The sequence below is a fragment of the Chryseobacterium piperi genome (assembly GCF_002285635.2).
GTDB lineage: Bacteria > Bacteroidota > Bacteroidia > Flavobacteriales > Weeksellaceae > Chryseobacterium > Chryseobacterium piperi.
Window position 1 is genome coordinate 2,248,073 of sequence record NZ_CP023049.2, and the last position, 26,908, is coordinate 2,274,980.

Genomic DNA, 26,908 nt, shown 5'->3' on the forward strand with positions numbered 1-26,908 from the left:
AACCTCAACCTCTCCAACCCCGCTATTAATTCTCAACTATAATTTGTACTTTTGCAGATTGAAAACAGCAGAAGCAATTATGGAACTTATTCACAGAAACTTAGCTATCGGAATTCACGATGCTTTACAAGAAACATTTTTTGAGAAAAATAAATATGCCGACAAAGTAATAGAAAGGCTTTTAAAAGCTCATAAAAAATGGGGAAGCCAGGACAGAGCAGTTGTTTCTGAGATTTTCTATAATATCATCCGCTGGAAAAAACGTCTGGAGTATTATATGGGAGAAGGGGTAAAACCTAATAATATCTATAAACTCATTATTGCTTATCTGCTTTGGAGTAAAACAAATTATAAAAGATTTGAAGAATTCGAAGGGATAAAAATCGCTGATATTATCACCAAATTAAAAAAAGATACTGTTCCTACGAAAGCAATTGAACATTCTATTCCTGAATGGCTGGCTGAAACTCTGGAAAAAGAACTAGGTGCTGGTTGGGAAAAAGAGATGAGAGCTTTAAACGAGCAGGCACCGACTGTTTTAAGAGCCAACTCTTTGAAAACTACTCCGAAAGAACTCATTTCAGATTTATCTGACGAGAATGTAGTTTCTTATACCGTGAAAAACTACCCTGATGCTGTACAGCTTGAGGAAAAGAAAAATGTTTTCCTTACTACAGCTTTTAAAGAAGGGTTATTTGAAGTGCAAGATGCATCTTCTCAAAAAATAGGATATTTCCTTGATGTAAAAGAAGGACAGAGAGTCGTAGACGCTTGTGCCGGTGCCGGAGGTAAAACGCTTCACCTTGCTGCTTTAATGGAAAATAAAGGACAGATTATTGCCTTAGATATTTTCGAATGGAAATTAGCTGAATTGAAACGCCGTGCTAAAAGAGCCGGAGCCCACAATATTGAAACCCGTATGATCTCTGATAATAAAGTCATCAAACGTCTTCATGAAAAAGCAGACAGACTTTTGATCGACGCACCATGTTCTGGTCTGGGTGTTTTAAAAAGAAACCCTGACAGCAAATGGAAAATTGACCAGGATTTTATTGACAGAATTAAAAAAGAACAACAACAGATTCTTCAGGACTATTCTAAAATATTAAAAAAAGGAGGTAAAATGGTGTATGCTACATGTTCTATCTTACCATCTGAAAATAATGAACAGGTAAAAGAATTCTTAAAGAACAATCCGGATTTCAAATTGATTAAAGATGAAAAAGTAATGCCTAGTGAAGGATACGATGGATTCTATATGGCACTGATTGAAAGACTTGCTTAGTAAGAACTTACTTTTCTAAATATACAACTACTCTATTTTATGGAGTAGTTTTTTTTATTCATAAAAAACCTATAGACCTTAAAGTTCAATGAGGTTTCGCCAGGCCTATTCACAAAATTTTTCTTAAAATTCACAACTTATTTTATGGCTAAAATTTATCTTTGTGATAAACTCCTATTTATGCGTCATAGAATTCTACTTGGTTTCTTTACTTTTTTATTTTTCATGAGCTATGCTCAGACTTATGAAATTCAATACATCAATTCATACAACGGAAAAGTACAAACGGAACAGCCTCCAATACTTGTATGGGCAAATGAAAAAGAGAATTTCATTCTTAACAATACCATCCGGGAACAAAAGAGTGAATATCCGTTTGAAATTACAAAAGTAGAAAAGCCTTCCAATACAATAGTTTCTTATGCTTTTTTACAACCTAATGAGCTTATCTCAACCTCTGACACGGAATCAGTAGCCAAGCAATCTTTTGAGCTAACCAAAGAAACAAAAAAGATACTGGGCTACACCTGTAAAAAAGCAGTTACTAAAATCAATTCCAACACAATTGAAGTATGGTATACGAATGATTTAAAAATCAATGGCGGGCCTTCAACTTTAGGGCAGAATTTAGGATTGGTTCTGGAAATTGAGCGAAATAAAAACTCAGTAATTACAGCTAATTCTATTAAAAAGATCAAGAAAACCAATATCGAAAATCTTATAAAGGGTTCTGTAAAGACGACAGATTTGTTAGGTTATAAAGATCTTCTCTGGAAAAGTAGATTCACAACTTTAAAGGTCTTTGAAAATGAAACCATTAACTTCTCTGATCAAACTAAATCTGATGAAAACGTAAAACGATTTGCCAATGGAACCATCATATTAAAAAAAGTGAAATTTCCTAAAATTTCCGCAGGAGAAAATATTTTCGTCGAGCTGAAACAACAGTCTAATGGAGACGCATATGACAGGACCGGAACTGTATTTTTTATCCCGCAGGATAAATCAACATCTTTTTTAGATGGTCTGGAAAAAGGGGTAAAAACACTTCCTCTTTATGAAAACGGAAACGGAAAACAATATTATGGGATTACTGCTACTGAAAATTATGATCCCGCCATTGAAATGATGCGTTTTTTTACAGCTTTCGGAATCCAGAAATTCAACCACATTCAGTTAAAAGGAAAGGACTGGCAAACCATAAGTCCTTACCGACAGGACATTACCGATTTAAAACCTTCACTTTCAGAGAAAGAGCTCTGGATCGGAACATTTATCGGAAATTATGATAAAGGCGGACATAAGGTAAGTCTTGATATTACAATTCATAAAAGCGATCAGACCGTTTATAAAAATAATACAGTGATTCCTTTATTCAATACGGTCAATATTATGGAAATGGCCGGACAGGATTACGCTACCATGTTTAACCAGGACAAAGGACTTTTCGTAGAATTTACATTAAAAAAAGATTTAAAAAATGCTCAGCTCAGATACATTACTACCGGACATGGAGGTTGGGAAAATGGAGATGAGTTCGTTCCTAAAATCAATTCTATTTTCCTCGACGGAAAACTCACCTTTTCTTTTACTCCCTGGAGAACCGACTGCGGATCTTACAGACTCTACAATCCGGCTTCAGGAAACTTTCCTGACGGATTGTCTTCTTCAGATCTAAGCCGTTCAAATTGGTGTCCCGGAACAGTTACTAATCCTAACTTCATTGCTCTTGGTGATCTGAAAGCAGGCAAGCATACCATTCAGGCTAAAATTCCTCAGGGTCCTACAGAAGGAACGAGCTTTAGCTCATGGAATGTATCAGGAACATTGTTGGGTGTTGAATAAAAAAACAAAACCTTCTCGTGATATTAATCACAAGAAGGTAAAAACACAAATGATGAAAAAAAATTATTTCGAGCCACAAAGTAAGAGTAAAAATTCATATAATAAATTATCATAGATTAATAAATATGTCATTTTAATTTCGTATGAATAGATACACCCTATTTTCAAACGAAAAATTTCCTTCAAAATCGCCATTATTATTCAAAATTGTTAATATTTTTAATTTGAAATATTTAATTAATTAAAAATATTCTATTTTAATTATTTTATATTGTTATTTTTAAATATCAAATCTACTTTTGCTATTAAATAAATAACAAAAGATGTGTGGAATAGTATGTTTGTTTGATGCCAAACAAAAAACCGAAATATTAAGACCTCAGGTTTTAGAAATGTCAAAAAAAATCCGTCACAGAGGCCCGGACTGGAGCGGTGTATTTCAAAACGAGAAAGTAGTTTTCTCTCATGAAAGACTCGCTATTGTAGATCCAACTTCCGGAAAACAACCGCTGTTTTCTAAAGATGGAAATCTTGTTTTAGCAGTAAATGGGGAAATCTACAACCACAGAGAGTTGAAGGAAGAATTTCCAGATTATGAATTCCAAACTCAATCTGACTGTGAGGTTATTTTAGCACTTTACGAAAAATATGGTAAAGATTTTATCGAAAAACTCAACGGAATCTTTGCTTTCTCATTATACGATATTAAAAACGATGTCTATCTGATTGCCCGTGATCATATGGGAATCTGCCCTCTTTATCAGGGCTGGGACAGAAACGGAAACTACTATGTTGCTTCAGAGTTAAAAGCTCTGGAAGGAATCTGTAAAACAATAGAAACTTTTTTACCGGGACATCTGGTATACAGTAAGGAAGGAAATGAACTTCAGCAATGGTACCAAAGAGAATGGGAAGAATTTGACGCGGTAAAAGACAACGAAAGTGATATTGCAAAACTTAGAAAAGGTCTTGAAGATGCCGTTCACAGACAGCTTATGAGTGATGTTCCTTATGGTGTATTACTTTCCGGAGGTCTGGACTCCTCGGTTATCTCTGCAATCACTGCCAAATTTGCAAGACAAAGAGTAGAGAGTGGTGACACACAGGAAGCCTGGTATCCAAGATTACACAGCTTTGCCGTTGGACTGGTAGGTTCGCCTGATTTAGCAGCTGCCCAAAAAGCTGCAGACCACATCGGATCCGTTCACCACGAAGTTAATTTTACAGTACAGGAAGGACTGGATGCCATCAGAGATGTCATTTACCATCTTGAAACTTATGATGTCACTACCATAAGAGCATCAACGCCGATGTACCTTTTAGCCAGAGTTATCAAATCTATGGGGATAAAAATGGTTCTATCGGGAGAAGGTTCTGATGAACTTTTTGGAGGATATCTTTATTTTCACAAAGCTCCTAACGCAAAAGAATTCCATGATGAAACGGTTAGAAAACTGGGAAAACTTCACCTTTACGATTGTTTAAGAGCCAACAAGGCATTAATGAGCTGGGGAATTGAAGGACGTGTTCCTTTTCTTGACAAAGAATTCATGGATATCGCCATGTCGGTTAACCCGAAAGATAAAATGATCGATGTTTCTGAAGGAAAAATCGAAAAATGGATTTTGAGAAAAGCTTTCGAAGATACGCTTCCGGAGTCTATTGTATGGAGACAAAAAGAACAGTTTTCTGATGGTGTAGGTTATTCATGGATCGACACTCTGAGAGAAGTTGCTGAAAAAGAAGTAACGGATGAAATGATGGTTAATGCAAAATTCAGATTCCCTTTAAATACTCCTCAAAACAAAGAAGAATACCGTTACAGAACCATCTTTGAAGAACACTTCCCAAGTGAAACCGCCGCTGCAACAGTACCATCCGTTCCTTCGGTAGCGTGTTCAACTCCTATCGCACTGGAATGGGATGAAGCATTTAAAAAGATGAATGATCCGAGCGGAAGAGCGGTAAAGGTACACGAAACCTCATATGACTAATGTAAAATACGAAGACATTTTATTAATCCTGTAGCAATACAGGATTTTCTTTTGAATTAACGATAATAATATTGACATAATTTAAGCGACAATCAAAAATATTATCTAATAAATAATTATATTTGGAAAACGAAAAAAATCAATTTTATAAAAATGAGAAGGAATATTACTATCTTTTTTGCTTTATTATCTATACATTTTACTTTTGGTCAAGGTAAATTCGGAAAATATCTTAATTCAAAAAAACTGGCTTTAACTTATAAAAGCGTAAAGGATAATGAAAAGGAAAATTACTACCAACAATATTATTGGCTGGCAAAAGCAGAACAATTAAAAACATACCCGCACCTTAAAGATGTGAAGCCTGTCGTTTTGTATGAGTTTGTAAAGAAGGTAAACCCTCAGAACCCTACCAAAAAACTGGATGCAAGAGGAAAAGAGCTTAGAGAAACAGCAGAATTATCATTAAACCAATATTTTAAAAATAAAAATTTTGAAAACAACGCGGTATCAATGTATAATCTTGAAACCTATGTAGATCCTTCCCAGGGAGAATATTTTACAAAAGTAGATCCTGAAAAAATCAAAGAACTGGTACCGAAAGAACTATTTTCCTTCAATTCTTTAAACAGAAAGACCCAGGAAGAGAAGACCTACTACCTGTGGATTGATAAGAAAAAAGATGACTTTAATATCGTAGATATTATCCCGGGAGAAGATGATAAAAAATTCTACACTTCTCTGAAGCAGTATCTTCCAGGGTATAAATTTTCAAAGTATGTGCCTTCTGTGAAAAAAGGAAACAAAACAGACAAAACGGATGTCGACTATTATTACATTATGCCATTTGAACAGAATACAGACAATATTGAATATAAAACAAAAGATTTCAAAACTTTTATTTTGAGCCAGTACAGAAAAGCCGGGGATGAATGGAAAGGAGTAGAAAAAACCAAAAAATAATTAAAAAAGTCTTGTGAAATTTCACAAGACTTTTTTAATTTTATAGATATTTCTTTATCTAAGATTCGGGCTGGCTTAATATACCATCCCATTATTCATTAATCCAGTCAAAGACATCATAAAAACTTTGATGGATTTAATTATTTAAAGATTCTAGCTGATACACAATGTCTGAAACCAATTCGTCACCAACGTCTGTTAAAAAGATCCTTCCATTGATTCTTGCTACTGCGATTTTCATGCAAATGCTGGATTCAACGATTCTTAACACTTCTTTACCTTCCATCGCCAAGGATCTGAAAGAATCTCCTCTTAATATGCAGAATGCCATTATCAGCTATGTGTTAACGCTGGCGGTTTTTATGCCTGCAAGCGGCTTTTTGGCAGACCGGTTCGGAACAAAAAAAGTATTTATTTTTTCATTGGTATTATTCAGCTTGGGATCTATGTTTTGTGCTATATCTCAGAACCTTACCCATTTGGTTATTTCAAGGGTAATCCAGGGCGTCGGAGGAAGTCTCATGACTCCGGTTGGTAAGCTTGCCCTGATTAAGACATTTGATAAAAACGAGCTGTTAAAAGCCATGAATTTCGCCATTATTCCAGCGTTAATAGGACCTGTATTAGGACCTCTTGTAGGAGGATATATGGTCGATTATCTTTCCTGGCACTGGATTTTTCTAATTAATATTCCTATTGGGATTCTGGGGATTATTTTAGGGATTAAATTTATGCCCAATTACAAATCGAAGGACGTGGATTTCGATTTAAAAGGTTTTATGATTTTCGCCGCTGCTTCCCTCCTGTTGTCCATTTCACTGGAACTTTTCGGAGACCTGCAAAATACCACTCCGGTACTCTTAGTATTTATATTAGGCTTCCTATTTTTATATTATTATTACAGACATGCAAAAAGGGGTGGGAACCCTATATTCCCTTTAAACCTGTTCCAGGTGCGGACGTTCCGTGTTGGAATTGTGGGAAACCTTGCTACCCGCTTAGGGATCAGCGCTGTTCCCTTATTACTCCCGTTGATGATACAGATCGCCTACAAACAATCTGCCGTTACATCAGGCTGGATCGTAGCTCCAATGGCCTTAACCGCCATATTCGGAAAATCCTCAGTTATTAAAATCCTGGATAAATTCGGATACCGCCAAACATTGATGGTTAATACATTTATCATTGGAACATTAATATGTATGTTAGCTATACCCAACATTCATACTTCCCTATTCTGGTTTATTCCTATCATAGCAGTTTTAGGATTTTTCAATTCTATTCAGTTCACCTCAATGAACACCATCTCCATTGCTGATTTAAGAAATTTTCAAACCAGCAGTGGTAATTCGCTGATATCCGTCAACCAACAGCTTGCCATTGGTTTCGGAATTGCTTTCGGACTTATTGTTTTAAAAATATTTGAAAGTACCGACCTTATCCAGGGGGAAATACATAATGCATTTCGTCTTACTTTTCTTACGGTAGGCCTTCTGACGATCTTATCCGGACTTGTATTCAGGAGGCTTCATATTTCGGATGGTAAAAACATGAAATCCAAAGAATAAACCTTATCTTTTCTGATACATACATCAACAGGAATCAGGCATATCCGAACTTATCACAGATCAATGTAATTGGCTGCGATCTACCCTATTTTTGTGTATATAAAAAATCAACAGTATGATGACAACTAAAAAAGTAGAAATCGTAGTATCACCAAAACCTGCACATTTTGTAGGAGATGGCTTTAGAGTTCACAACTTTATCCCAAGCGCATACCGATTGGATATGAAAAGAATGGATCCGTTTATTATGCTGGATTATAATTCAAAATTTCATTTTAACGGATCAGATAAACCAAGAGGTGTAGGAGTACATCCACATAGAGGTTTTGAAACAGTAACAATAGCTTACCAGGGAAAAGTAGAACATCATGACAGCTCAGGTGGCGGAGGCGTTATCGGAGAGGGAGATGTACAGTGGATGACTGCTGCAAGAGGAGTTCTTCATAAAGAATACCATGAAACAGAGTGGTCTAAAACTGGAGGAATTTTCCAGATGGTTCAGCTTTGGGTAAATCTTCCGGCAAAAGATAAAATGAGCAAGCCAAAGTATCAGGCTATTAAAAGTTCGGATATGAAATTAGTAGACCTTGGTGACAATGGATTAATAGAAGTCATTGCCGGAGAATATAACGGAAATAAAGGTCCTGCTTTTACATTCACTCCTGTAAACATGATGAATGCTAAATTAAAAACAGGTGGAAAAGCAGATTTCAATTTTCCAGCTCAGTACAATACGGCAGCCCTTGTTATTGAGGGAAGTATCACTGTCAACGGTACTGAAAAAGTAGCAGCCGATCAGTTTGTATTATTTGAAAATAAAGGAGAACAATTTACCATTGAAGCTGGTGAAGATGCTATTGTTTTAATCATTAGCGGAGAACCTTTAAATGAACCTATTTTTCCACATGGTCCTTTTGTAATGAATACAAGAGAAGAAATCATGCAGGCATTTGAGGATTTCAATACCGGAAAATTCGGGTATTTAGAAGACTAAATTTACACATGAGGCAATAATTAAATAATCTTAATCTGGTTATTTAATTATTGCTTTTTTATTACCTTTATCAAGGCAGTTTTTATACATAAAAAAATAAAATAATGAAACCGGAGTTTGAAAATATTCCTTTAGTAAAAAATGAATCTAAAAAAAGATTTGAAATAGAGGTCGATAAACATTTTGCATTTATTGACTACCGCGAAACGGATGATCAGATTATTTTAGTTCATACAGAAGCAGATCCTGAATTGGCAGGTACCGGAGCAGCCGCAGCTGTTGTAGAAAAAACCTTACAGTATATTGAAGAAAGTACTAAGAAACTGTTACCCTTCTGTCCTTATGTTTTTGCTTATATCAAAAAGCATCCGGAATGGAAGCGTATTGTTGACGAGAGATTTGAAAGATATGATCAACTTTAAGATCATTAATACATCAACTTTGTTTTAATTATTTAAGATTGAGATTAAGACTATGAAGAAATTTTTCACTTTGTTCGGAATGACAAATTTTCGTTGATTTTGCAGCTTTACAATTCTGCGATTTAGCTCTTTTGCCTTCACAAAAAACCTCTCTTATCTTAATCAACTTAAACAAGCATCTATTAACTTTAAAAGACAACATTATTTATGTCAAATATTGGACTTATCATAGAAGAAAAAGCAGCAGATATAGGAAATTTTTTAGTGGGAAGACTTTTGCCTTTCCGTGAAAAAAGAGCAGTCGGCCCTTTTGTTTTTATAGATCATATGGGACCATCCGAATTAAAAGATTATCAAAACCTGGATGTTCCACCTCATCCACATATCGGATTATCCACTTTAACTTACCTCCTTGAAGGATCTATATTCCATCGGGATAGTATCGGGAGCGCTATGGAAATAAAACCAGGAGCTGTTAACTGGATGACTGCCGGAAAAGGGGTTGTGCATTCAGAAAGGACTCCTGAATATTTAAGAGATACCGATAAAAGGCTTCACGGCTTTCAGATATGGGTAGGTCTTCCCAAAGATCTGGAACAAAGTGAGCCTACATTCCATCATACGGAAGCAGATGAACTTCCAACCTGGGAGGAAGGAGATGTACATTATAAGTTAATTGCAGGAGAAGCATTCAGCAGAACATCTCCGGTTCCTGTACATAGTAAATTATTCTTCATTGAAATTAAAACTAAAACTGCACAAAAAATAAGTATCGGCAAGGACTTATATGGTGAAGCAGCTATGTATGTCTTAGACGGAACAGTGAATATAGAAGGCAATACTTATGGTTCGAAACAGCTTTTAATAGCTAAAGACACCCAACTTTGCGAGTTTGAAATGAGCGAAAACGCAACAGTTTATCTTTTTGGAGGAGAGCCGTTCGATGAGGAGCGCTTTATATTCTGGAACTTTGTGAACTCAGATAAAGAATTATTGGAACAGGCAAAAGTGAATTGGAACGATCAGAACCATGATGCTTTTCCTTTAGTTCCGGAAGATGATCAGGAATATGTCCCGCTTCCCAAAGCAATTCTAAACAGAAAATAACCACTTAAGGTAACTATTAAAATAAACCATGAAAGTATTAGCATTTGCAGGAAGCTCCTCTTCCACTTCCATCAACAGGGAGCTGGTAAAATTTGTGCTGAAAAGTTTTCCGGATGAGGATATTAATTTAATTGACCTTAATGATTACACCATGCCCATTTTTTCTGTAGACCTTGAAAAAAAAGGATTTCCTGAGGAAGCCCATCAGTTTTTAAAAAGGATAGAAGAATGTGATATCATTATCTGTTCTCTTGCTGAACACAATAGATCATACAGCGCTGCATTTAAGAATATTTTTGACTGGTCGTCCAGAATTAATGTCAAGGTCTTCCAGAATAAACCCATGCTTCTTATGAGTACTTCTCCGGGAGGCTATGGCGGAGGCAATGTCATGAATACTGCAAAAACATTCTTTCCTCAATTTGCTGCGGAAGTGAAAGATACTTTTTCCTTACCAAAGTTTTACGAAAATTTTGATTTGGAAAACGGAATTATTAATCCTGATATGCTTAAAGAGCTTAATGAAAAAATAGAAAACTTCAAAAATCAGATTAAAGCCTAATGACAAAAGGAAGACTGGAAGCTTTCAGTGATGGTGTTTTAGCAATTATCATCACCATAATGGTTCTTGAACTCAAGGTTCCGGAAGGGAATAGTTGGGCAAGTCTGAAGCCTATTCTTCCAAAACTTTTGGCTTATATTTTCAGTTTTATTTATGTCGGAATCTATTGGAATAATCACCATCACCTCTTTCAGGCTGCTAAAAGAATTAACGGAACCATTCTATGGGCAAATCTGCATTTACTTTTCTGGCTCTCTTTAATGCCTATTGCGACGGAATGGATCGGAACCACTAATTTTGCCAAAAATCCTGTTGCTGCTTATGGAATAGGATTGATTATGTGTGCTATTGCATATACCATTCTGGAAAATTTAATTGTTAAATGCGAAGGCGAGAATTCAAGACTAAAAGAGGCTATACACGCTAAGTTTAAAGAATATATTTCTATTATATTTTATATTTTAGGGATAGCCACTTCATTTTTTTATCCTTATATTGCTATCTGTTTTTATTATATAGTTGCTCTTATATGGCTTATTCCGGATAGAAGAATCGAAAAATTATTAAAAGAAGAAGATAATGGAAACACACGAATATAATAACGGAAATATTACCGTGATCTGGATGCCTAAAAAATGTATCCACTCTGGTATCTGTGTGAAAATGCTGCCTCAGGTTTACAATCCTAAGGACCGGCCTTGGATAAAAGCCGAGAATGCAACAGCACAGGAACTTAAAAATCAAATCGAAAATTGTCCTTCAGGGGCGCTAACTTACAAATTCAATACTGAACAATAATGGGGGTAACGGTAAAAGCAAGTTTAGGAAAAACAAAATATTATACGGAAGTAACCGCTGGTGAAAACAAAATCATCACGGATGAACCTGTAGACCTGGGAGGGCAAAATAAAGGATTCAATCCTTTTGAAATTCTGGCCACTTCTCTGGCAAGCTGTACAGCAGCTACTTTAAGAATGTATATTGACCGAAAAGGATGGGATATTGAAAACATTAATGTAGAAGTCAATCTGGATAACTTTCCACTCACTAAAAGAGCTATTTTCGAAAGAGCCATCAGCTTTGAAGGAACAGATCTGGATGAAGATCAGCTTAAAAGACTTCATGCTATTGCAGACGCCTGCCCTATCCATAAAATTTTAAATAACGATATAGAAATACTAACCAAATTCTCATAATATGACAGAAGTAAAACAAAACAACGACGAAAAACACGGAAGTTTTGAGGCTTTCATAGACGGAAACCACGCAGGCCTGATGACTTATACCTGGGCTGGAGAAGGGAGATTCATTATAGATCATACAGAAGTAGAGGAAGCATACAACGGGAAAGGCGTTGGTAAGGAAATGGTTTTAGCGGCGGTAGACTTCGCAAGAAAAGAAGGCAAAAAAATAATTGCTCTTTGTCCTTTTGCGAAAGCTACTTTCCAGAAAAACGAAGATCTACAGGACGTCCTGGTCTAGTTGACACAAGAAAAAATTACAGAAAAACCTTTCAGGCTAAATACCTGGAAGGTTTTTTCTTTTTTCATCAGACCATAAAAAAAGTATATTTGTAAAATTTTAATTCAAGAAAAATATGTCTCCAGTTATATTACTGTCCATTATCATTGTGTATTTCGCGCTACTTCTTTGGGTAGCTTATAAAACAGGTAAAGGAAGTGACAATGAGAGTTTCTTTATTGGAAACCGAAAAAGTAATTGGATGCTTGTTGCATTTGGAATGATAGGAACTTCTCTTTCAGGAGTTACTTTCGTCAGTGTTCCCGGCGCAGTGGGAAAAGATAGTTTTTCTTATTTGCAGATTACTGTAGGGTATCTTATCGGTTATATTATTATCGCTTATGTATTACTGCCTTTATATTACCGTCTGAAACTAACTTCCATTTATGGCTATCTTCAACAGAGAATGGGCCAGCTTTCTTATAAATCAGGAGCATGGATTTTTATTGTCTCAAGATTAGTCGGGGCAACTGCCAGGCTATATCTGGTTGTAAACATTCTCCAGGTTGCGATCCTGGACAGTTTAGGAGTCCCTTTTATTGTAACTACTTTAGTTATTCTCTTCATGATCATCCTGTATACGTATGAAGGTGGAGTAAAAACGATTGTATGGACGGATACATTACAAACTTCCTGCATGCTTTTAGGACTGATTATCTGTACTGTTTATATGCTTAATCATTTAGGTCTGAATGTTGGAGAAAGCCTTACAGCTATGCAGTCAAAAGGATACACTAAAATCTTTGATTTCGATCCGAACCAGAAAAGCTTTTTCATTAAGCAGGTTTTAGCAGGTGCTTTTATCACGATAACCATGACGGGAATTGATCAGGAAATGATGCAGAAAAGCCTTTCCGTAACCAGGCTGAAAGATTCTCAGAAAAATATGGTGAGCTTAGGATTTATTCTTTTAGGGGTTATTTCTTTATTCTTATATATGGGAGGTCTTCTTCATTTGTATGGTGCTGAACAAAATGTTGCCAGCTCTGGAGATCAACTTTTCCCTGATATTGCATTGAATCATATGCCCGGATTTATTTCAATCATTTTTATTATCGCTTTAATTTCAGCGTTATTTCCGAGTGCAGATGGTGCGATGACGGCGCTTACCTCTTCGTTATGCATTGATGTTTTCGGAATGAAGGAAAAGAAAGAATGGAATGAGCAGAAAAAAGAACGTTTCAGAAAAAATGTTCACCTCATCGTAGCCCTTTCTTTTTTAGTCATGGTGGTCATTTTTAAAATGATTAATGACAACTCTATGATCGGTTTAATTCTGAAATTGGCAGGGTTCACCTATGGACCTCTGTTAGGGCTTTTTGCTTTTGGAATTTTCACAAAATACAAAGTCAAAGACAAGCTGGTTCCATATATTTGTATTGCAGCACCTGTAATTTCCTTTTTTATAGATAAATACCAGGAAAACATTTTCGGAGAATTTAAAATCGGTTTGGAATTACTGATCATTAATGGATTGCTAACTTTTATTGGCTTATGGCTGATCAGAAAAAAATAACATCAACTACCCCTATTCAATAGGATTTAAGCTCAATAAATGAAACCTATTTCATAAGTAAAACGAGTGGTGAGTATATAATAAAATTAATTTTTAGAATGATTCATAAAAGATTAATAATATGATCACTGAGTTTTAAGATCCTTTATCAGAGGCTGTTAAAAGCAATAAAATCTTTAAATAATTCAAAATCCGGGGGTTTCGTCCGGATTTTACATTTCGCTAAGCCGTTAAAAAATTGTAAATTTGTGTGTAAATAAATCAGATATAATGAGTAAAAGTATTGAAGAGCTAAAATCTCTTGCTACACAAATCAGAAGAGACATTTTAAGAATGGTTCATGCTGTTAATTCAGGACACCCGGGCGGAAGTTTAGGATGTACGGAGTTCTTCACAGCACTTTACGGAAAAGTAATGAACTATCATCTTCCTTTCACTATGGAAGGTAAAAATGAAGATCATTTTTATCTTTCAAATGGTCATATTTCACCGGTTTTCTATTCTACTTTAGCCAGATTTGGCTTTTTTCCGGTAGAAGAATTAAAGACTTTCAGAAAATTGAATTCAAGATTACAAGGTCACCCGACTACTCACGAGGGCTTACCTGGTATTCGTGTTGCTTCAGGATCTTTGGGTCAGGGACTTTCAGTAGCTATTGGTGCTGCTTTAGGAAAAAAACTGGATGGTGATCAATCATTGGTGTACTCTCTTCACGGAGATGGTGAGCTACAGGAAGGACAGATTTGGGAAGCTTTGATGTTTGCTGCAGCTAAGAAAGTTGATAATATCATTTCAACAATCGATTATAACGGACGTCAAATAGATGGTGATACGGATGATGTATTAAGTTTAGGAGATCTACATGCTAAATTAGCGGCATTCGGATGGATCGTTTTAGAAGAGAAAAACGGTAATGATCTTGAAGCGGTAATTCATATTCTGGAAAGAGCAAAAGCTGAAACAGGAAAAGGAAAACCTGTAGCAATCATGCTGCATACAGAAATGGGTTCCGGAGTAGATTATATGATGGGAAGCCACGCTTGGCATGGTAAAGCTCCTAATGATGAGCAGTTGGAAGCAGCATTTAAACAACTTTATCTGGAAGCTCCGGCAGACTACTAATCAATGATGGATAAATGATTTCTTAATTTTATTTAATCATTTAGTCATTCATTATCATTTATGATTTATCAACAATCAAACATTCTAGTAAAAAATGAAATATACATATACAGAAAAAAAAGATACACGTTCAGGATTCGGTGCAGGATTAGCTGAGCTTGCTGACAAGAATCCAAATGTAGTAGCACTTTGTGCGGATCTTATTGGTTCTTTGAAGATGGAAAAATTCATTGAAAAAGCACCTGAGAGATTCTTCCAGGTAGGAATTGCAGAAGCTAACATGATTGGTATAGCTGCAGGTCTTAGCATCACAGGAAAAATTCCTTTTACAGGAACCTTTGCTAATTTTTCTACTTCCAGAGTCTATGACCAGATTCGTCAGTCTGTAGCTTATTCCGGTAAAAATGTAAAAATCTGTGCTTCTCACGCTGGTCTTACTCTTGGAGAAGATGGAGCTACACACCAGGTATTGGAAGATATCGGTATGATGAAAATGCTTCCGGGAATGACTGTGATCAATCCTTGTGATTACAATCAGACAAAAGCAGCTACTATTGCTATTGCTGATTTTGAAGGACCTGTATATTTAAGATTCGGAAGACCTACAGTTCCTGTATTTATTCCTGAAGATATGCCTTTTGAAATCGGTAAAGGAATTCTTTTACAAGAAGGTAAGGATGTAACCATTGTTGCAACAGGACATTTGGTTTGGGAGTCTCTTGTAGCAGCAGATGAGCTTGAAAAAGAAGGTATTTCTTGTGAGGTGATCAATATCCATACGATCAAACCTTTGGACGAAGAGATCATCTTAAAATCAGTTGAGAAAACAGGAAAAATCGTTACAGCTGAAGAGCATAACTATTTAGGTGGTTTAGGAGAGTCTATTGCCGGAATGTTGGCAAGAAGAAGACCTACCAGACAAGAATTCGTAGCGGTAAATGACAGTTTCGGAGAATCTGCTACTCCTGCTGAACTGATGAAGAAATATAAAATTGACGCTGCAGCTGTAAAAGAAGCGGTTAAAAGGATTTTAGAGAAGTAATCAATCTTACTATATATAATAAAAGCATCCCAATGGGATGCTTTTTTGATTATACACCTTTGAACTTTCGTTCTTCTTCTTTTATCGGAAGATCATTAATGCTTGCATATCTTTTCTTCATCAGACCATTCTCATCAAATTCCCAGTTTTCATTTCCATAAGCTCTGAACCAATCTCCATTTTCTCTCTGATATTCATATTCAAAGCGAACTGCGATGCGGTTATCAGTGTGTGCCCAATATTCTTTTCTGAGTTTATAGTTCAATTCTTTAGCCCATTTTTCACGAAGAAATTCAACAATTTCTTCTCTTCCATTAATAAACCTATCTCTGTTTCTCCATTCACTGTCTACAGTATAAGCTTTGGACACTCTTTCAGGATCCTGGCTGTTCCAGGCATCTTCTGCCATCTGAATTTTTTCTTTCGCCGTTTCAAGAGTAAAAGGCGGAAGCGGATGTTTCTGTTCCATTTTTATTGTATTAAATTGGTGATAAGTCTTTTTGATACTTCTATTAATTCATTTGATCTGAACATTTGGCTTTCTATAATACTGCTTTCGAAAAGCAGGTAAACATGATCAGATAGTTCCTGATTATTTAGCAGTTCCAAAAAATAGCTTCGTAAATCTGATTTATGATTTTGAATAACTGCTAATATTTTCTGATTATCCATTGGAATTTCGGATAAGGTATTAAGAAAGCTACAGCCCCTGAAATCCTCCTTTTTGTTCATAAAGATCAGGAAGTCAAAAGATGCAATTACTTTGGAATTCACCCTCGTTTCTGACGCTGTAAAGCTATTTAGCGCATTAAACCAATAGGTATGTCTGGCATTAAGAAACTCTACACACAAATCTTCCTTAGACTTAAAATATTGGTAAAAGCTTGCCTTCGCAACATTTGCTTCTGAAATAATCTGATTAATCCCTGTAGTATTATATCCTTGTGTTGAAAATAATCTTAATGCAGTTTCTATAATTCTTTGCTTTGGAGACGTCATTGCCGGTATTTAATAATACAAAGTTATCATAATTTTCAATACAGACAGACAAGTCTGTCTGTTATTTTCAAAAAAAGTTTTATTCCTATTCTGTTTACATATAAAAAGGACAATAAAAAAAGAGGCTGTCTCAAAAGGACAGTCTCTTTTTAGTATTTCATTGAAAAAAGATTTCGATATTTTGAATAAAAAAAATATCTTGGAAAAAAGAAGATATAAGTCAAAAAAGCAGTCTGTTTTAGGCTGCTTTTGACATTTTCTTTAGATTGTGGGCAATTGCGAGTATGCCGATTTCTACCTCGACTTTATTTTTTCCCCGAAGCATGAATCGTTTAAAATTTTTGTTGTGTTTGAGCTCTGCAAAAACAGGTTCAACATCATGGCATCTTTGTTTTCTGAGTTTGATGCCCTTGCTGGTATTAAGAAGTTTGAAAACCTTTTCTCTGATTTTTGCCAATTTAGGATTGTTTTGTGAAGTGGTTATTTGTCCCGATTTCTGATCTTTTCTGAAGTAATTATATTTAACATAAGCTTTTATTTTCTTAGATTTTAACAAGTTGTAATTTTCTTCTGAGCCATAACCAGCATCAGCAACAAGCTCTTTGGGAGCTTTATGATAGCTTTCTTCAAAACCCAGTAAATGAGTCGCTAATGTTTTGGTGTCTGTTGGGTTGGGATGAATTGAATAATGTAAAATGAATTGTCTATGGGTAGAAATTTGTAGATTGTAAGCGGGTTTTAGTTGTCCGTTTCGCATATGATCCTCCTTCATTCGCATAAAAGTAGCGTCTGTATCGGTTTTGGAATAGTAATTTCTATCTTCTAATAATTCTTGCTGTTTTTTATATTTCTCTAAATTATCTGCCCAGTTTTTCTTAGCATAATTCAGTTTCTGACGAACTTTTGAAGCTACTTTTTTATCTTTCAAAACTTCATTGATCTTTTCGATGGTTTGAGTTACTTTTTCAGAATCTACTTCTTTAAAATCAATACTTTCTGTATTTTCAAGCTCGTCTTTGGCAACTGTTTCTGCATAGTTCCAAAGCTCTTCTAATTGCTCTGCAATCCTTTCTTTGTGTTTTTTGACAGCTCTTCCCCAAACAAAAGTATAGCGATTGGCATTGGCTTCTATCTTGGTGCCATCTACAAAAGTGGTTTTCAGACTTACCAAACCTTCCTTTTCCAAAAGAAGAACAATTTGTGTGAAAATAGCTTTAATCTCACCTTTCAATCGTTCACTACGGAACCTGTTTAAGGTGTTATGATCGGGACGGCTCATTGCAGAGAGCCACATAAAATGGATGTTTTCTTTCAAGGCCTGCTCCATTTTGCGGCTTGAATAGATATTGCTTAAATAGCCATAAATCAAAACTTTCAAAAGCATTTTTGGGTGGTAGCAAGATGTTCCGCCAGGTTTGTAGGTTTTAATTAAGCTTTTGATATCCAAGCCATCAATAATGTTTGAAACAATTTTCACAGGATGTCGCTCATCAATCAACTCCGATAAATTGGGAGGAAAAAGCAGATTTTCTTTGGGGGTGTAATCTTTAAAGACTACTTTTGACGTACTTAACACAATGCAAATTAATCAATTTGCAACTATTAGGAAAGCGAAAGCTTTCCTTTTTGCATAAAAAAGGCTATCTCTTTTGAGACAGCCTCTTTGTATTCATATTATTTAAAGAATTTCCATTTGGGAATAATAGCGAGCATTCCGAATCCTGTAAACAGGAAAAGGTTGGTCACATCTGTATATAAGAAGGTAGACAGGTAATAGCTATGCATAAAGAAGTGCAAAACCAATAATACCGGAAACGTAAAGATTCCAATTTTCTTATAAAAAAACATTAAGACAAGACTGAGCATCATCAGGATATCTATAGAAAAAATAACATAAAAATACCACCTCGGAATATTAAGGTAATCATGTTGCAGATATTCATCTACATCAATTCCCAACCCCATGATTGTAAATAACATCAGAGATGCAAATGCTAAAATAAAACCCCATCCTTTCTTTGGATCTTCATCAAAGTAACTGTATTCTTCCATAGCTACAAAAATAAAGAACTTATGAGTAATTTCATAAGTTCTTCTATAAATATTCGTTTACAATTTGATTAGATAGAAATAGCGTTGATCAATCTATTTTTATCGCTTAAGTATTCTTCCATAGAGATCATACTTTCAGTTCTCATTACATCCTGAATATCGTCTATTTGATAGATGATTCTCTTTGCGTCATCAGTATTCTTCGCTCTTACTTTACAGAAAATATTGTATTTTCCAGAAATCACACTCGCTTCAATTACATTAGGAATTGTTGATAATTCCTTCAATACTTCTTGAGTACGGTTTGATTTAGTTAAAAGAATTCCAATGAAGGCTGTAAAGTGATAGTCCAACTTACCATAATCGATATTAAGGGATGATCCCAAAATAATACCTGCATCTTCCATTTTTTTCACTCTTACGTGAATTGTCCCTGCAGAAACATCCATCTGCTTAGCAATTTCAGTAAAAGGCATTCTTGTGTTTTCTACTAAGAAATCAAGAATCTTTTTGTCTATTTCGTCCAGTTGATAGTTCATATTAGTTAAATTACAATTTTCTTAAAAAATCTATGTATTTTTTGCAAATTTATAAAAAATAATTTAACTAAAAAAATTATAACAAAGATTAACAATAATTAACACAGATGATAAAAATCATTAAAATATTCAGATTATTTAACCGATGATTTTACAGAATCTGTTTTTATTCGTTCATTTGCTACTGGTTGGTTTTTATCTTTTTTCTTTCTTTTGAATAAAGAATTAAAGCTTTTACTCCAAACAACACCTCCTCCATAGGCCTGATTTGCAGATCCATTAGTCCCGACACCTAATCCCGATCCTACTCCACCAATATTTGAAGGCTTAGAGTAACCTCTTAGGATTAAACTACCGTCATTCTTTTTAGAGATATCGTATTCTATGGATCCTTCACCAGAAAGATAATTGGTTTCTGTATTTTCAGTTTTGGTTAATGGAATTCCCAGACCGGTCTTCACCTTGATACGCGGAGAAAGTGCAAAACTCACTCCGGCATTAGCTCGATCTCCTACATTAGAGCTCTGATCTCCTTTTACATAATTTAAATCGATCTGGAACTCATTACTCATCGTATTTAAAACTGAACCCAGCTGTTTTAAAAGCATATTATATCCGGAAGATTCCGCTACTCCAGCAAAATCTACTCCCACCCCTCCCGTATTTGAAACATTAAAACTATTAAGTAGTAATACGGAACCAAACTGAAGTACTTTTTCTCCATCCTGACTCATTTTAGCCGCAAGAGTTTCTTTAACCTGGCTGGATACATCTAAAGCAGAAACACCAAGGTCTATCTTCGGGTCAACAAGAGATTGCGTAATATTGGCCTGTAGCAATATACTTATCGGTTGAAGACTACCCATATTCAAATAGTCTCCCGCATTAGAAACCATTCTTACATAGTTTGCTGTAATATTTAGTGCAGGCTTCATGGCATCACCATCCCAACGGATACTACTGCCTTTTTCAATCTGGAAAGTCTTGTTAAGGATCGCTTTGGAGATAAAAGTTCCGTTATCTACCTTATACGTTCCGTTCATAGCAATATTCCCTTGTCTGCTCATCTGGAATTTTAGCCTGTCCGCCTCACCCTTTACCGTAATATTTCCTACATCATCTCCTACCAAAACATTTACAGTCGTTCCTTTATCAACATCCAGACTAAAGTCTATATTCATATTCGCTCCTGTCTTCTTCTTCTCTTCAAGCGTAATCAATCCGTCTTTTCCTTCTTTCAGGAATCTAAGCATCTTAAATTCCTCAACATTAGAAGTAGAACTCGAGTTAAAAGTAAATGTACTTCCGTTAAGTGCCTTCATATTAGGTGTTGAAATACTTAAACCTGATACAGGACCATCCACATATAAATCTCCCTGTCCGTATACCCTTCCCCAGAATAAGTCAAAATCTTTCTGAGTCGTATTCAGCATAAGTAAATTATCTGCCCTCATTACGAGGTTGACCCCCATCGAAGAAAGTGTTTCAAACTGGATAGCTCCTGATATGTTTCCTTTAGAATTTGATCTTCCATCATGAACCTCAATACTATTAAGAATCGCTAAGCCTCTTGTTAAAGGTATTACAGTATCATCAAACGAATAATCTACACCGGTAAACAGAAGCTTTAAACCAAATTCCTTTAAAGCAATGTCTCCACTGTAATCCAGATCTTTAAGAGTACCGCTAATCTTAAGATCCCCGGTTGCTTTTCCTCTTAAATTTCCAAAGATGGTCTGTACAAATTGCTGCGCAAATGAAACATCAAATTCTCGCATGGCAGCTACAAGATCGATTTTCGGTGTAGCAGTATTATTATTTACGGTTCCTGTAACATGTAAATTATTATTTCCGATTACTCCTGCTGAAGTAACCTTAATATCTATATCATAAACATTTAAAGAGAAACTGTTGGTAGCAGAAATGGTAAGATCTCCCATATCATTTCCGTTCATCTTGATATCATCGACAGTTAAGTCTATCAATGGCTGGAGCGTACTCTTATCCATTCGTATCTTCACTGTTCCATTAGCCAGACCTTTAATATCCAGGGAATTTCCTCCGGACTGCATCTCTAATAGCTTTTCAATAGAAAACTCATTAATCTCAGCATCTACATAAAAGTCTTTGGCTGATTTAAACGTAGACTCCTTAATGAACAAGACACTTTTATCGGAATAAATCTTAAGATTTCTAATCTCAAAATCACTTGTTTTTTTCCTATAGGTAATGGAATGATCGAGCTCCGGACTTGTGTCCACAGCCCAGGTAACATCATTAAATTTCATCTCTGTTGGATCAAATTTGAATACATAATCCCCCGAATCATTCGTAGATTGATTGACATTAATGGCATACTCTTTTAAGTTGTCATCCAATGCATCCTCAACACTGCCATGTTTAAACTTAGTCGCCAGGTGTAAAACAGTATTATTCTCATTGCTTCCACTTAAAGTAAGCTCTTTAAGAATGTTTTTATTATATTCTACTTTACTTATTCTGGCATATATCTGTTCATCGAGGTTAGCTGTATTTACCCGTACTATTACACTATCAACCATAGCGCTATCCCTGGTCATATTTTCATGTTCATTAATTTTGTAAGCAGGATTTGCTTCAGCCAAAGCCTTATCGGCTTCGGCAATATCGACTTCCTTATTTATTATATACTTTAATGAAGCAGCCTCCACATTAAGGATCAAATCGTTAGAATTCCCGTCATATTTTCCATCTACATAGGCACCCTGAGGTAACTTTAAATCCGGCATAAAATAACTAACCAACCCCTGCTGAACATCAAAATTCATAATGAAGTTTTGATCTCTGTATAATTTTCTTGGTGGTGGCCCTACTAATATTCTTCCTAATCCGTTCTCCACCATTCCTGTAAGATCTGCCAGGTTATATTTACCGGAAATTTTTCCAGTAACAGCTCCCGGTGCATCGACAGAAATAACCCTTCTTCCATCTTCTATAAAAGTTTTAAGTTTTGCATTTGGAACAACATACTTTTGAGTTGTCGTGGCAAAATTGATATTGTTGGCTTCAACATCTACCGTCAGATCATTAATAGATGACATTGCCATCTTGCCGTTTACCTGTCCGCTTACAATCTGGTTTCCGGGCTTATCTGTGAAATAATTCATATTCAGATAAGTCACATCTGCATTAACGTCCATGGCAATCCTTGAGGTACTGAAATCAATCAATCCTTTTACGGTAGCTTTTGCCTGTTCATCATTCACCGTGATGGTTCCATTATATTTTTTGTGATCCAATAAGCCATCTAAATAAAGATTATTAATTTCTTTATTCATGATTTCAATGCTGGCAATCTGAGATTTTGTAGTCAGTCTCATGGTATTCACATCAAAACTTTGTCCGCTGATATCAAATTTTCCCGAAATCAAACCTACTGACTTATTTTTTGTGATGACCGATGTATTTAAGTCTTTTACCTCTACATAACCGGAATATTTAGGCAGGTTTGTACTATAGTCTGTCAGCGAAAGCTTAGTTATGGTAGCTTGTCCAATCCCTGTTATTAAGCTCCCATTCGGAATATAAACCTGATTAGGATTTACCCTTGCCGCTCCATTATATTTTAACCGTCCGAAATCATCCGCAAAATTCTTCATTTTTCTGGAGATAAATGTAGGCATCATAGCTTTCAGATCCTTATAGGTAAAATCTGTGGAAAGACGATTGGTTTCTATTAAAAAATTTCCTTTCAGAAGATTATTCACCTTCATGGTATTGGTAGCAATATTCACCTCCGGGTTTCTGATAAGAAAGTTATCCAAATGAAATTTATTCAAAGGACCTGTCATTTTCCCGGAAAGATTGAATGGCTTAAAGTTATCCCAATTGGTTACAAAATAACTGATGTCATAACCGCTAAGCTGGCTACCTTGCTCAATATTCATGTCCCAGCGTACTTTATCAGCAAAATCTGCCCATGAACCATGGTTCAGATTAAATTTAATATTTCCTTGTAAAAGGCTATGGTCCGTATTGAATGTTAAATCTTTAAGGGAAAGAAAATCCTCAGTCATCGACAGTTCCGTAGAGAAAGTATCTACTAAATGAGATTTACCCCATCTTGTAGTGACGAAGGAAAAATTATTAATTAATGCTGAGATATCAGCGCCATTAATCTTAACATTGGGAGCTTTTAAATTTACCTTGGTAGCGGTTAACCATTTCCCCGCTTCTCCGGGTGAGTTTTGATTAACGATAGAAACTTTGGAATCAATGATCTGTACGCGAGAGTTTAGCTGAAAAGGAGGCTTTTTAGGATCTCTCTTTTTGCCATTATCAAATAATTGTGTGAATCGGATAAAGTTAGAAATACTATCTCCTTTATAAGTAATTACTTTAACATCCGCGTTCACCATTGTGAGTGAATTAAAGCTCAATGAATTACTTTTTCCTGAAATGGCTCCCACAGCAAGTGATATCCAATCGGAATTGGCCCTGAACACTCTTGCCTTAATAAACTCAAAGCCTTTGTAATCTTTAACTCTCAGCCCTCTGATCGTAACGTTTCCAAAATAATTGACCTCCACACTTTCGGTGGACATATCTGCTTTAAAATCTTTATTGACAATCTGTAATGCCTGATCGGCTGCCCACTGTTTTGTAACAGGAAGGTTAATAATCACAATAACAGCCACAACAAGAGAAAATCCTAACCAGAATAAAATCAACAAAAGTTTTGCCCACCAGGAATAACTGGTAACATCCTTCGCAGCCTGTTTTCCAAACTCATGAGCCGTTTCTACAGGATGCTGAATAGCATCTGAAGCTAATTCTGACGCTTCCTTCACCGTATCCTTTACCCTTCCTTCAACATTTTCAACAGCTTTCTGAACCTGATCACCTAAGTTGTCAGCTACAGATTTTTTATTCTCATTTTCGTTATTATTCTCTAACTTTGCCATTATTATGAGCGAGTCTATAATTTTAGGTATCGAGTCGTCTTGTGACGACACATCAGCAGCTATCATCAGGGGAAATACCATTCTCTCTAATATCGCTGCAAATCAGGCAATTCACAAAGAATATGGTGGTGTAGTTCCTGAATTGGCTTCAAGAGCCCATCAGCAAAACATCATCCCCGTTGTTGAAAAATCTCTGACCCAAGCAAATATACAACAAAATGCGATTTCTGCTATAGGATTTACACGTGGACCAGGACTTTTAGGTTCTCTTCTTGTAGGAACATCCTTTGCTAAGTCGCTGGCTATGAGTTTAGACGTTCCTTTAATCGAGGTAAACCATCTCCAGGCACACATTTTAGCCCATTTTATTGACGATGCAAATCCTATGCCGCCCAAATTTCCATTTTTATGCCTTACCGTAAGTGGTGGCCATACTATGATTGTGTTGGTAAAAGACTATTTCGACATGGAAATCATCGGTAAAACTACGGATGATGCAGCAGGAGAAGCATTTGATAAAATAGGAAAAATTTTCGATCTCGATTATCCTGCAGGTCCTATCATCGACAAACTGGCTAAAGAAGGAAATCCAAATGCCTTTGCATTCAATAAACCGAAGTTGGAAAACTACAACTATTCTTTCAGTGGAATCAAAACTTCTGTACTGTATTTCATTCAAAAAGAAGTAAAGAAAAAACCTGATTTCATTAAGGAAAACCTCAACGATCTATGTGCTTCTGTTCAAAAGTCTATTATTGAGATTTTAATGAACAAACTTGAAAAAGCAGCAAAAGAATTAAACATCAAAGAAGTGGCTATTGCCGGTGGCGTGTCCGCTAATTCAGCATTGCGAAAAGTAATGCAGGACAACCATGAAAGACTGGGCTGGAATATTTATATTCCAAAATTTGAATACACCACTGATAACGCTGCAATGATTGCCATGGTAGCCCAACTAAAATTTGAAAGAGGAGAGTTTACGGATTTAAGAACTAGCGCTACTTCGAAGTATGATTTATAGAATACACTAAAAGCAAAAAGGCTAAAAAGCTGAATTGCTAAATTGCACAGAGATAAACAAAATGATGAAAAAAAATGCATACTTTCTATTTTGAAAAACTGGTTGTCTGGAATAATGCTAGAATATTGGTTAAGGAAATTTATATGATTACCGGTACCTTTCCTGATGATGAAAGATTTGGAATTACCAATCAGATCCGGAGGGCAAGTACTAGCATAACAGCAAATATTGCAGAAGGAATGTCTAGACAAACTGACAAAGAAAAATCACGGTTTATAAATATCTCATTTAGTAGCTGTATTGAAGTCATCAATTTTCTAATTATTTCAAATGATTTAGGTTTTTTAGATGACAGGAATTATGAGCAATTACGAATGAGAACAGAAAGCATTTCAAATCAACTTAATGCTTTACATAAAATATTAAATAAAATAGTATAAGCTATTTAGCAAATTTGCCCTTTTGCCTTTTTGCTATTTCATTTTAAACACGTTATGAAATTATTTTACGGAGACATAGAAAACAATAAAGTGATCATCAATGATGATGAACAACAGCATATTTTAAAGGTTCTCAGGATGAAAAACGGGGAAGAAATCCATGTAACAGATGGAAAAGGTAACCTTGCATCCGGAAAATTGGTTTTAGAGGGGAAAAAAGCCAGTCTGGATATTGTGGAAATAAAGACCGCTCTCCCGGATTTTAATCCAAAGCTACATATTGCTATCGCTCCTACCAAAAATATTGACCGAATCGAGTTTTTCGTAGAAAAGGCTATAGAAATGGGTATTTCCGAAATCACTTTTTTGACAACAGAAAAAACAGAACGTAAAAATCTGAATACAGATAAAATCAGAAAACAAGGTATTGCTGCTTCTAAGCAAAGTCTTAGATTCCACTTCCCAGTTATACATGATCCTGTAAAATTATCCGACTTTCTTAAAAATATCAATCCGGAAAATACTTTTGTAGCTCATTGCCATGAAAATCTGGAAAGAATCGCACTGAATGATATTCCGAAATCTGATCAATATACTTTTCTTATCGGTCCTGAAGGAGATTTCTCTGAAAAAGAAATTCAATATCTGGCAGACCATAAGGTGAGAGCTACCTCTCTTGGAAACCAAAGATTGAGAACGGAAACAGCGGGAATATTTGTAGCTTCCTGGAATTATCTTAACCTAAAGTAACCTGAGATTCTGTGTTAATACCCATAAGTACGCAATATTTGTCATTCCGAGGAATCGAGGAATCTCACAGATTCTTTATTCCACTCCGTTTTGTTCAGAAACCGAAGGTTCGACGTAGTCAATGACAAAGATTGTGTTTAGCCTGAATTAATCACTGACAGAAAACATCTGCAGGATCATAAAAGATTCAGCCCTTGCTGAGTGAAACGCCTTTGCGACCCTA

25 protein-coding genes are annotated in these 26,908 nt (G+C 35.6%); 19 read left to right on the top strand and 6 right to left on the bottom strand.

The annotated features are described in order from the left end of the window. Positions 1 to 79: 79 nt before the first annotated feature. The 16 genes from CJF12_RS09740 (at position 80) to CJF12_RS09815 (ending at position 15,941) form a co-directional block, all read left to right on the top strand. On the top strand, positions 80 to 1,285 hold the full coding sequence (locus tag CJF12_RS09740) for an RsmB/NOP family class I SAM-dependent RNA methyltransferase (protein WP_034686438.1): 1,206 nt from the start codon (positions 80 to 82) through the stop codon (positions 1,283 to 1,285). 180 nt (positions 1,286 to 1,465) lie between these two features. Then, positions 1,466 to 3,130 carry a GLPGLI family protein gene (locus CJF12_RS09745; protein ID WP_034686404.1) on the top strand — a complete coding sequence of 555 codons (1,665 nt, stop codon included), beginning with the start codon at positions 1,466 to 1,468 and terminating at the stop codon, positions 3,128 to 3,130. Positions 3,131 to 3,453: 323 nt separating this feature from the next. Continuing rightward, positions 3,454 to 5,124, top strand: a complete 1,671-nt coding sequence (gene asnB, locus CJF12_RS09750; protein ID WP_034686406.1) for an asparagine synthase B — start codon at positions 3,454 to 3,456, stop codon at positions 5,122 to 5,124. A gap of 153 nt (positions 5,125 to 5,277) precedes the next feature. Beyond that, entirely contained in the window at positions 5,278 to 6,087 is an 810-nt protein-coding gene (locus CJF12_RS09755; RefSeq protein ID WP_034686408.1) for a hypothetical protein, read from the top strand. Between the two features lie 167 nt (positions 6,088 to 6,254). Then, the gene (locus CJF12_RS09760) at positions 6,255 to 7,655 is read left to right on the top strand and encodes an MFS transporter (RefSeq protein WP_034686411.1); all 1,401 of its coding nucleotides are present in this window, start codon (positions 6,255 to 6,257) and stop codon (positions 7,653 to 7,655) included. 118 nt (positions 7,656 to 7,773) lie between these two features. Further along, entirely contained in the window at positions 7,774 to 8,649 is an 876-nt protein-coding gene (locus CJF12_RS09765) for a pirin family protein (RefSeq protein WP_034686440.1), read from the top strand. A 104-nt stretch (positions 8,650 to 8,753) separates the two neighbouring features. After that, a complete protein-coding gene (locus CJF12_RS09770; protein ID WP_034686413.1) occupies positions 8,754 to 9,071 on the top strand; it encodes a GNAT family N-acetyltransferase in 318 nt (105 codons plus the stop codon). A 207-nt stretch (positions 9,072 to 9,278) separates the two neighbouring features. Continuing rightward, positions 9,279 to 10,178, top strand: coding sequence for a pirin family protein (locus CJF12_RS09775; RefSeq protein WP_034686415.1), 900 nt, complete (start codon positions 9,279 to 9,281; stop codon positions 10,176 to 10,178). Between the two features lie 28 nt (positions 10,179 to 10,206). Next, positions 10,207 to 10,740, top strand: a complete 534-nt coding sequence (locus tag CJF12_RS09780) for an NADPH-dependent FMN reductase (protein ID WP_034686416.1) — start codon at positions 10,207 to 10,209, stop codon at positions 10,738 to 10,740. Beyond that, a complete protein-coding gene (locus tag CJF12_RS09785) occupies positions 10,740 to 11,339 on the top strand; it encodes a TMEM175 family protein (protein ID WP_034686417.1) in 600 nt (199 codons plus the stop codon). The genes CJF12_RS09780 and CJF12_RS09785 overlap by 1 nt, the downstream gene beginning before the upstream one ends. Next, a complete protein-coding gene (locus CJF12_RS09790; RefSeq protein WP_084675675.1) occupies positions 11,320 to 11,538 on the top strand; it encodes a (4Fe-4S)-binding protein in 219 nt (72 codons plus the stop codon). The genes CJF12_RS09785 and CJF12_RS09790 overlap by 20 nt, the downstream gene beginning before the upstream one ends. After that, positions 11,538 to 11,936: an OsmC family protein gene (locus CJF12_RS09795; RefSeq protein WP_034686422.1), complete on the top strand. Its 399-nt coding sequence runs from the start codon at positions 11,538 to 11,540 to the stop codon at positions 11,934 to 11,936. Before CJF12_RS09790 ends, CJF12_RS09795 begins: the two co-directional genes overlap by 1 nt. A 1-nt stretch (position 11,937) precedes the next feature. Next, positions 11,938 to 12,222, top strand: a complete 285-nt coding sequence (locus CJF12_RS09800) for a GNAT family N-acetyltransferase (RefSeq protein ID WP_034686424.1) — start codon at positions 11,938 to 11,940, stop codon at positions 12,220 to 12,222. A gap of 115 nt (positions 12,223 to 12,337) precedes the next feature. Next, the gene (locus tag CJF12_RS09805) at positions 12,338 to 13,777 is read left to right on the top strand and encodes a sodium:solute symporter (protein WP_034686426.1); all 1,440 of its coding nucleotides are present in this window, start codon (positions 12,338 to 12,340) and stop codon (positions 13,775 to 13,777) included. Positions 13,778 to 14,047: 270 nt separating this feature from the next. Then, on the top strand, positions 14,048 to 14,899 hold the full coding sequence (locus tag CJF12_RS09810) for a transketolase (protein WP_034686428.1): 852 nt from the start codon (positions 14,048 to 14,050) through the stop codon (positions 14,897 to 14,899). 94 nt (positions 14,900 to 14,993) lie between these two features. Then, positions 14,994 to 15,941 (top strand): transketolase family protein, encoded by a 948-nt coding sequence (locus CJF12_RS09815; protein ID WP_034686429.1) that lies wholly within the window; start codon positions 14,994 to 14,996, stop codon positions 15,939 to 15,941. 49 nt (positions 15,942 to 15,990) lie between these two features. On the opposite strand, the gene CJF12_RS09820 is transcribed toward CJF12_RS09815, so the two are convergent. The 6 genes from CJF12_RS09820 to CJF12_RS09845 all read right to left on the bottom strand — a co-directional run bounded on the left by CJF12_RS09820 (position 15,991) and on the right by CJF12_RS09845 (position 24,474). Further along, complete coding sequence (locus tag CJF12_RS09820) at positions 15,991 to 16,410, bottom strand: nuclear transport factor 2 family protein (protein WP_034686430.1); 420 nt, start codon at positions 16,408 to 16,410, stop codon at positions 15,991 to 15,993. 2 nt (positions 16,411 to 16,412) lie between these two features. Further along, complete coding sequence (locus tag CJF12_RS09825; RefSeq protein ID WP_034686431.1) at positions 16,413 to 16,940, bottom strand: TetR/AcrR family transcriptional regulator; 528 nt, start codon at positions 16,938 to 16,940, stop codon at positions 16,413 to 16,415. 238 nt (positions 16,941 to 17,178) lie between these two features. After that, complete coding sequence (locus CJF12_RS09830) at positions 17,179 to 18,516, bottom strand: IS1182 family transposase (protein ID WP_095591122.1); 1,338 nt, start codon at positions 18,514 to 18,516, stop codon at positions 17,179 to 17,181. Positions 18,517 to 18,614: 98 nt separating this feature from the next. Continuing rightward, a complete protein-coding gene (locus tag CJF12_RS09835; protein WP_034682044.1) occupies positions 18,615 to 18,992 on the bottom strand; it encodes a hypothetical protein in 378 nt (125 codons plus the stop codon). Between the two features lie 68 nt (positions 18,993 to 19,060). Continuing rightward, positions 19,061 to 19,531, bottom strand: a complete 471-nt coding sequence (locus tag CJF12_RS09840) for an Lrp/AsnC family transcriptional regulator (RefSeq protein ID WP_034682046.1) — start codon at positions 19,529 to 19,531, stop codon at positions 19,061 to 19,063. Positions 19,532 to 19,665: 134 nt separating this feature from the next. Then, complete coding sequence (locus CJF12_RS09845) at positions 19,666 to 24,474, bottom strand: translocation/assembly module TamB domain-containing protein (RefSeq protein WP_034682048.1); 4,809 nt, start codon at positions 24,472 to 24,474, stop codon at positions 19,666 to 19,668. A 4-nt stretch (positions 24,475 to 24,478) separates the two neighbouring features. On the opposite strand from CJF12_RS09845, the gene tsaD reads away from it, so the two are divergent. From tsaD to CJF12_RS09860, 3 genes are all read left to right on the top strand, one after another. Beyond that, complete coding sequence (gene tsaD, locus CJF12_RS09850) at positions 24,479 to 25,495, top strand: tRNA (adenosine(37)-N6)-threonylcarbamoyltransferase complex transferase subunit TsaD (protein ID WP_034682051.1); 1,017 nt, start codon at positions 24,479 to 24,481, stop codon at positions 25,493 to 25,495. Positions 25,496 to 25,569: 74 nt separating this feature from the next. Then, positions 25,570 to 25,935 carry a four helix bundle protein gene (locus CJF12_RS09855; RefSeq protein WP_034682054.1) on the top strand — a complete coding sequence of 122 codons (366 nt, stop codon included), beginning with the start codon at positions 25,570 to 25,572 and terminating at the stop codon, positions 25,933 to 25,935. 54 nt (positions 25,936 to 25,989) lie between these two features. Next, complete coding sequence (locus CJF12_RS09860; protein WP_034682056.1) at positions 25,990 to 26,685, top strand: RsmE family RNA methyltransferase; 696 nt, start codon at positions 25,990 to 25,992, stop codon at positions 26,683 to 26,685. Positions 26,686 to 26,908 lie beyond the last annotated feature (223 nt).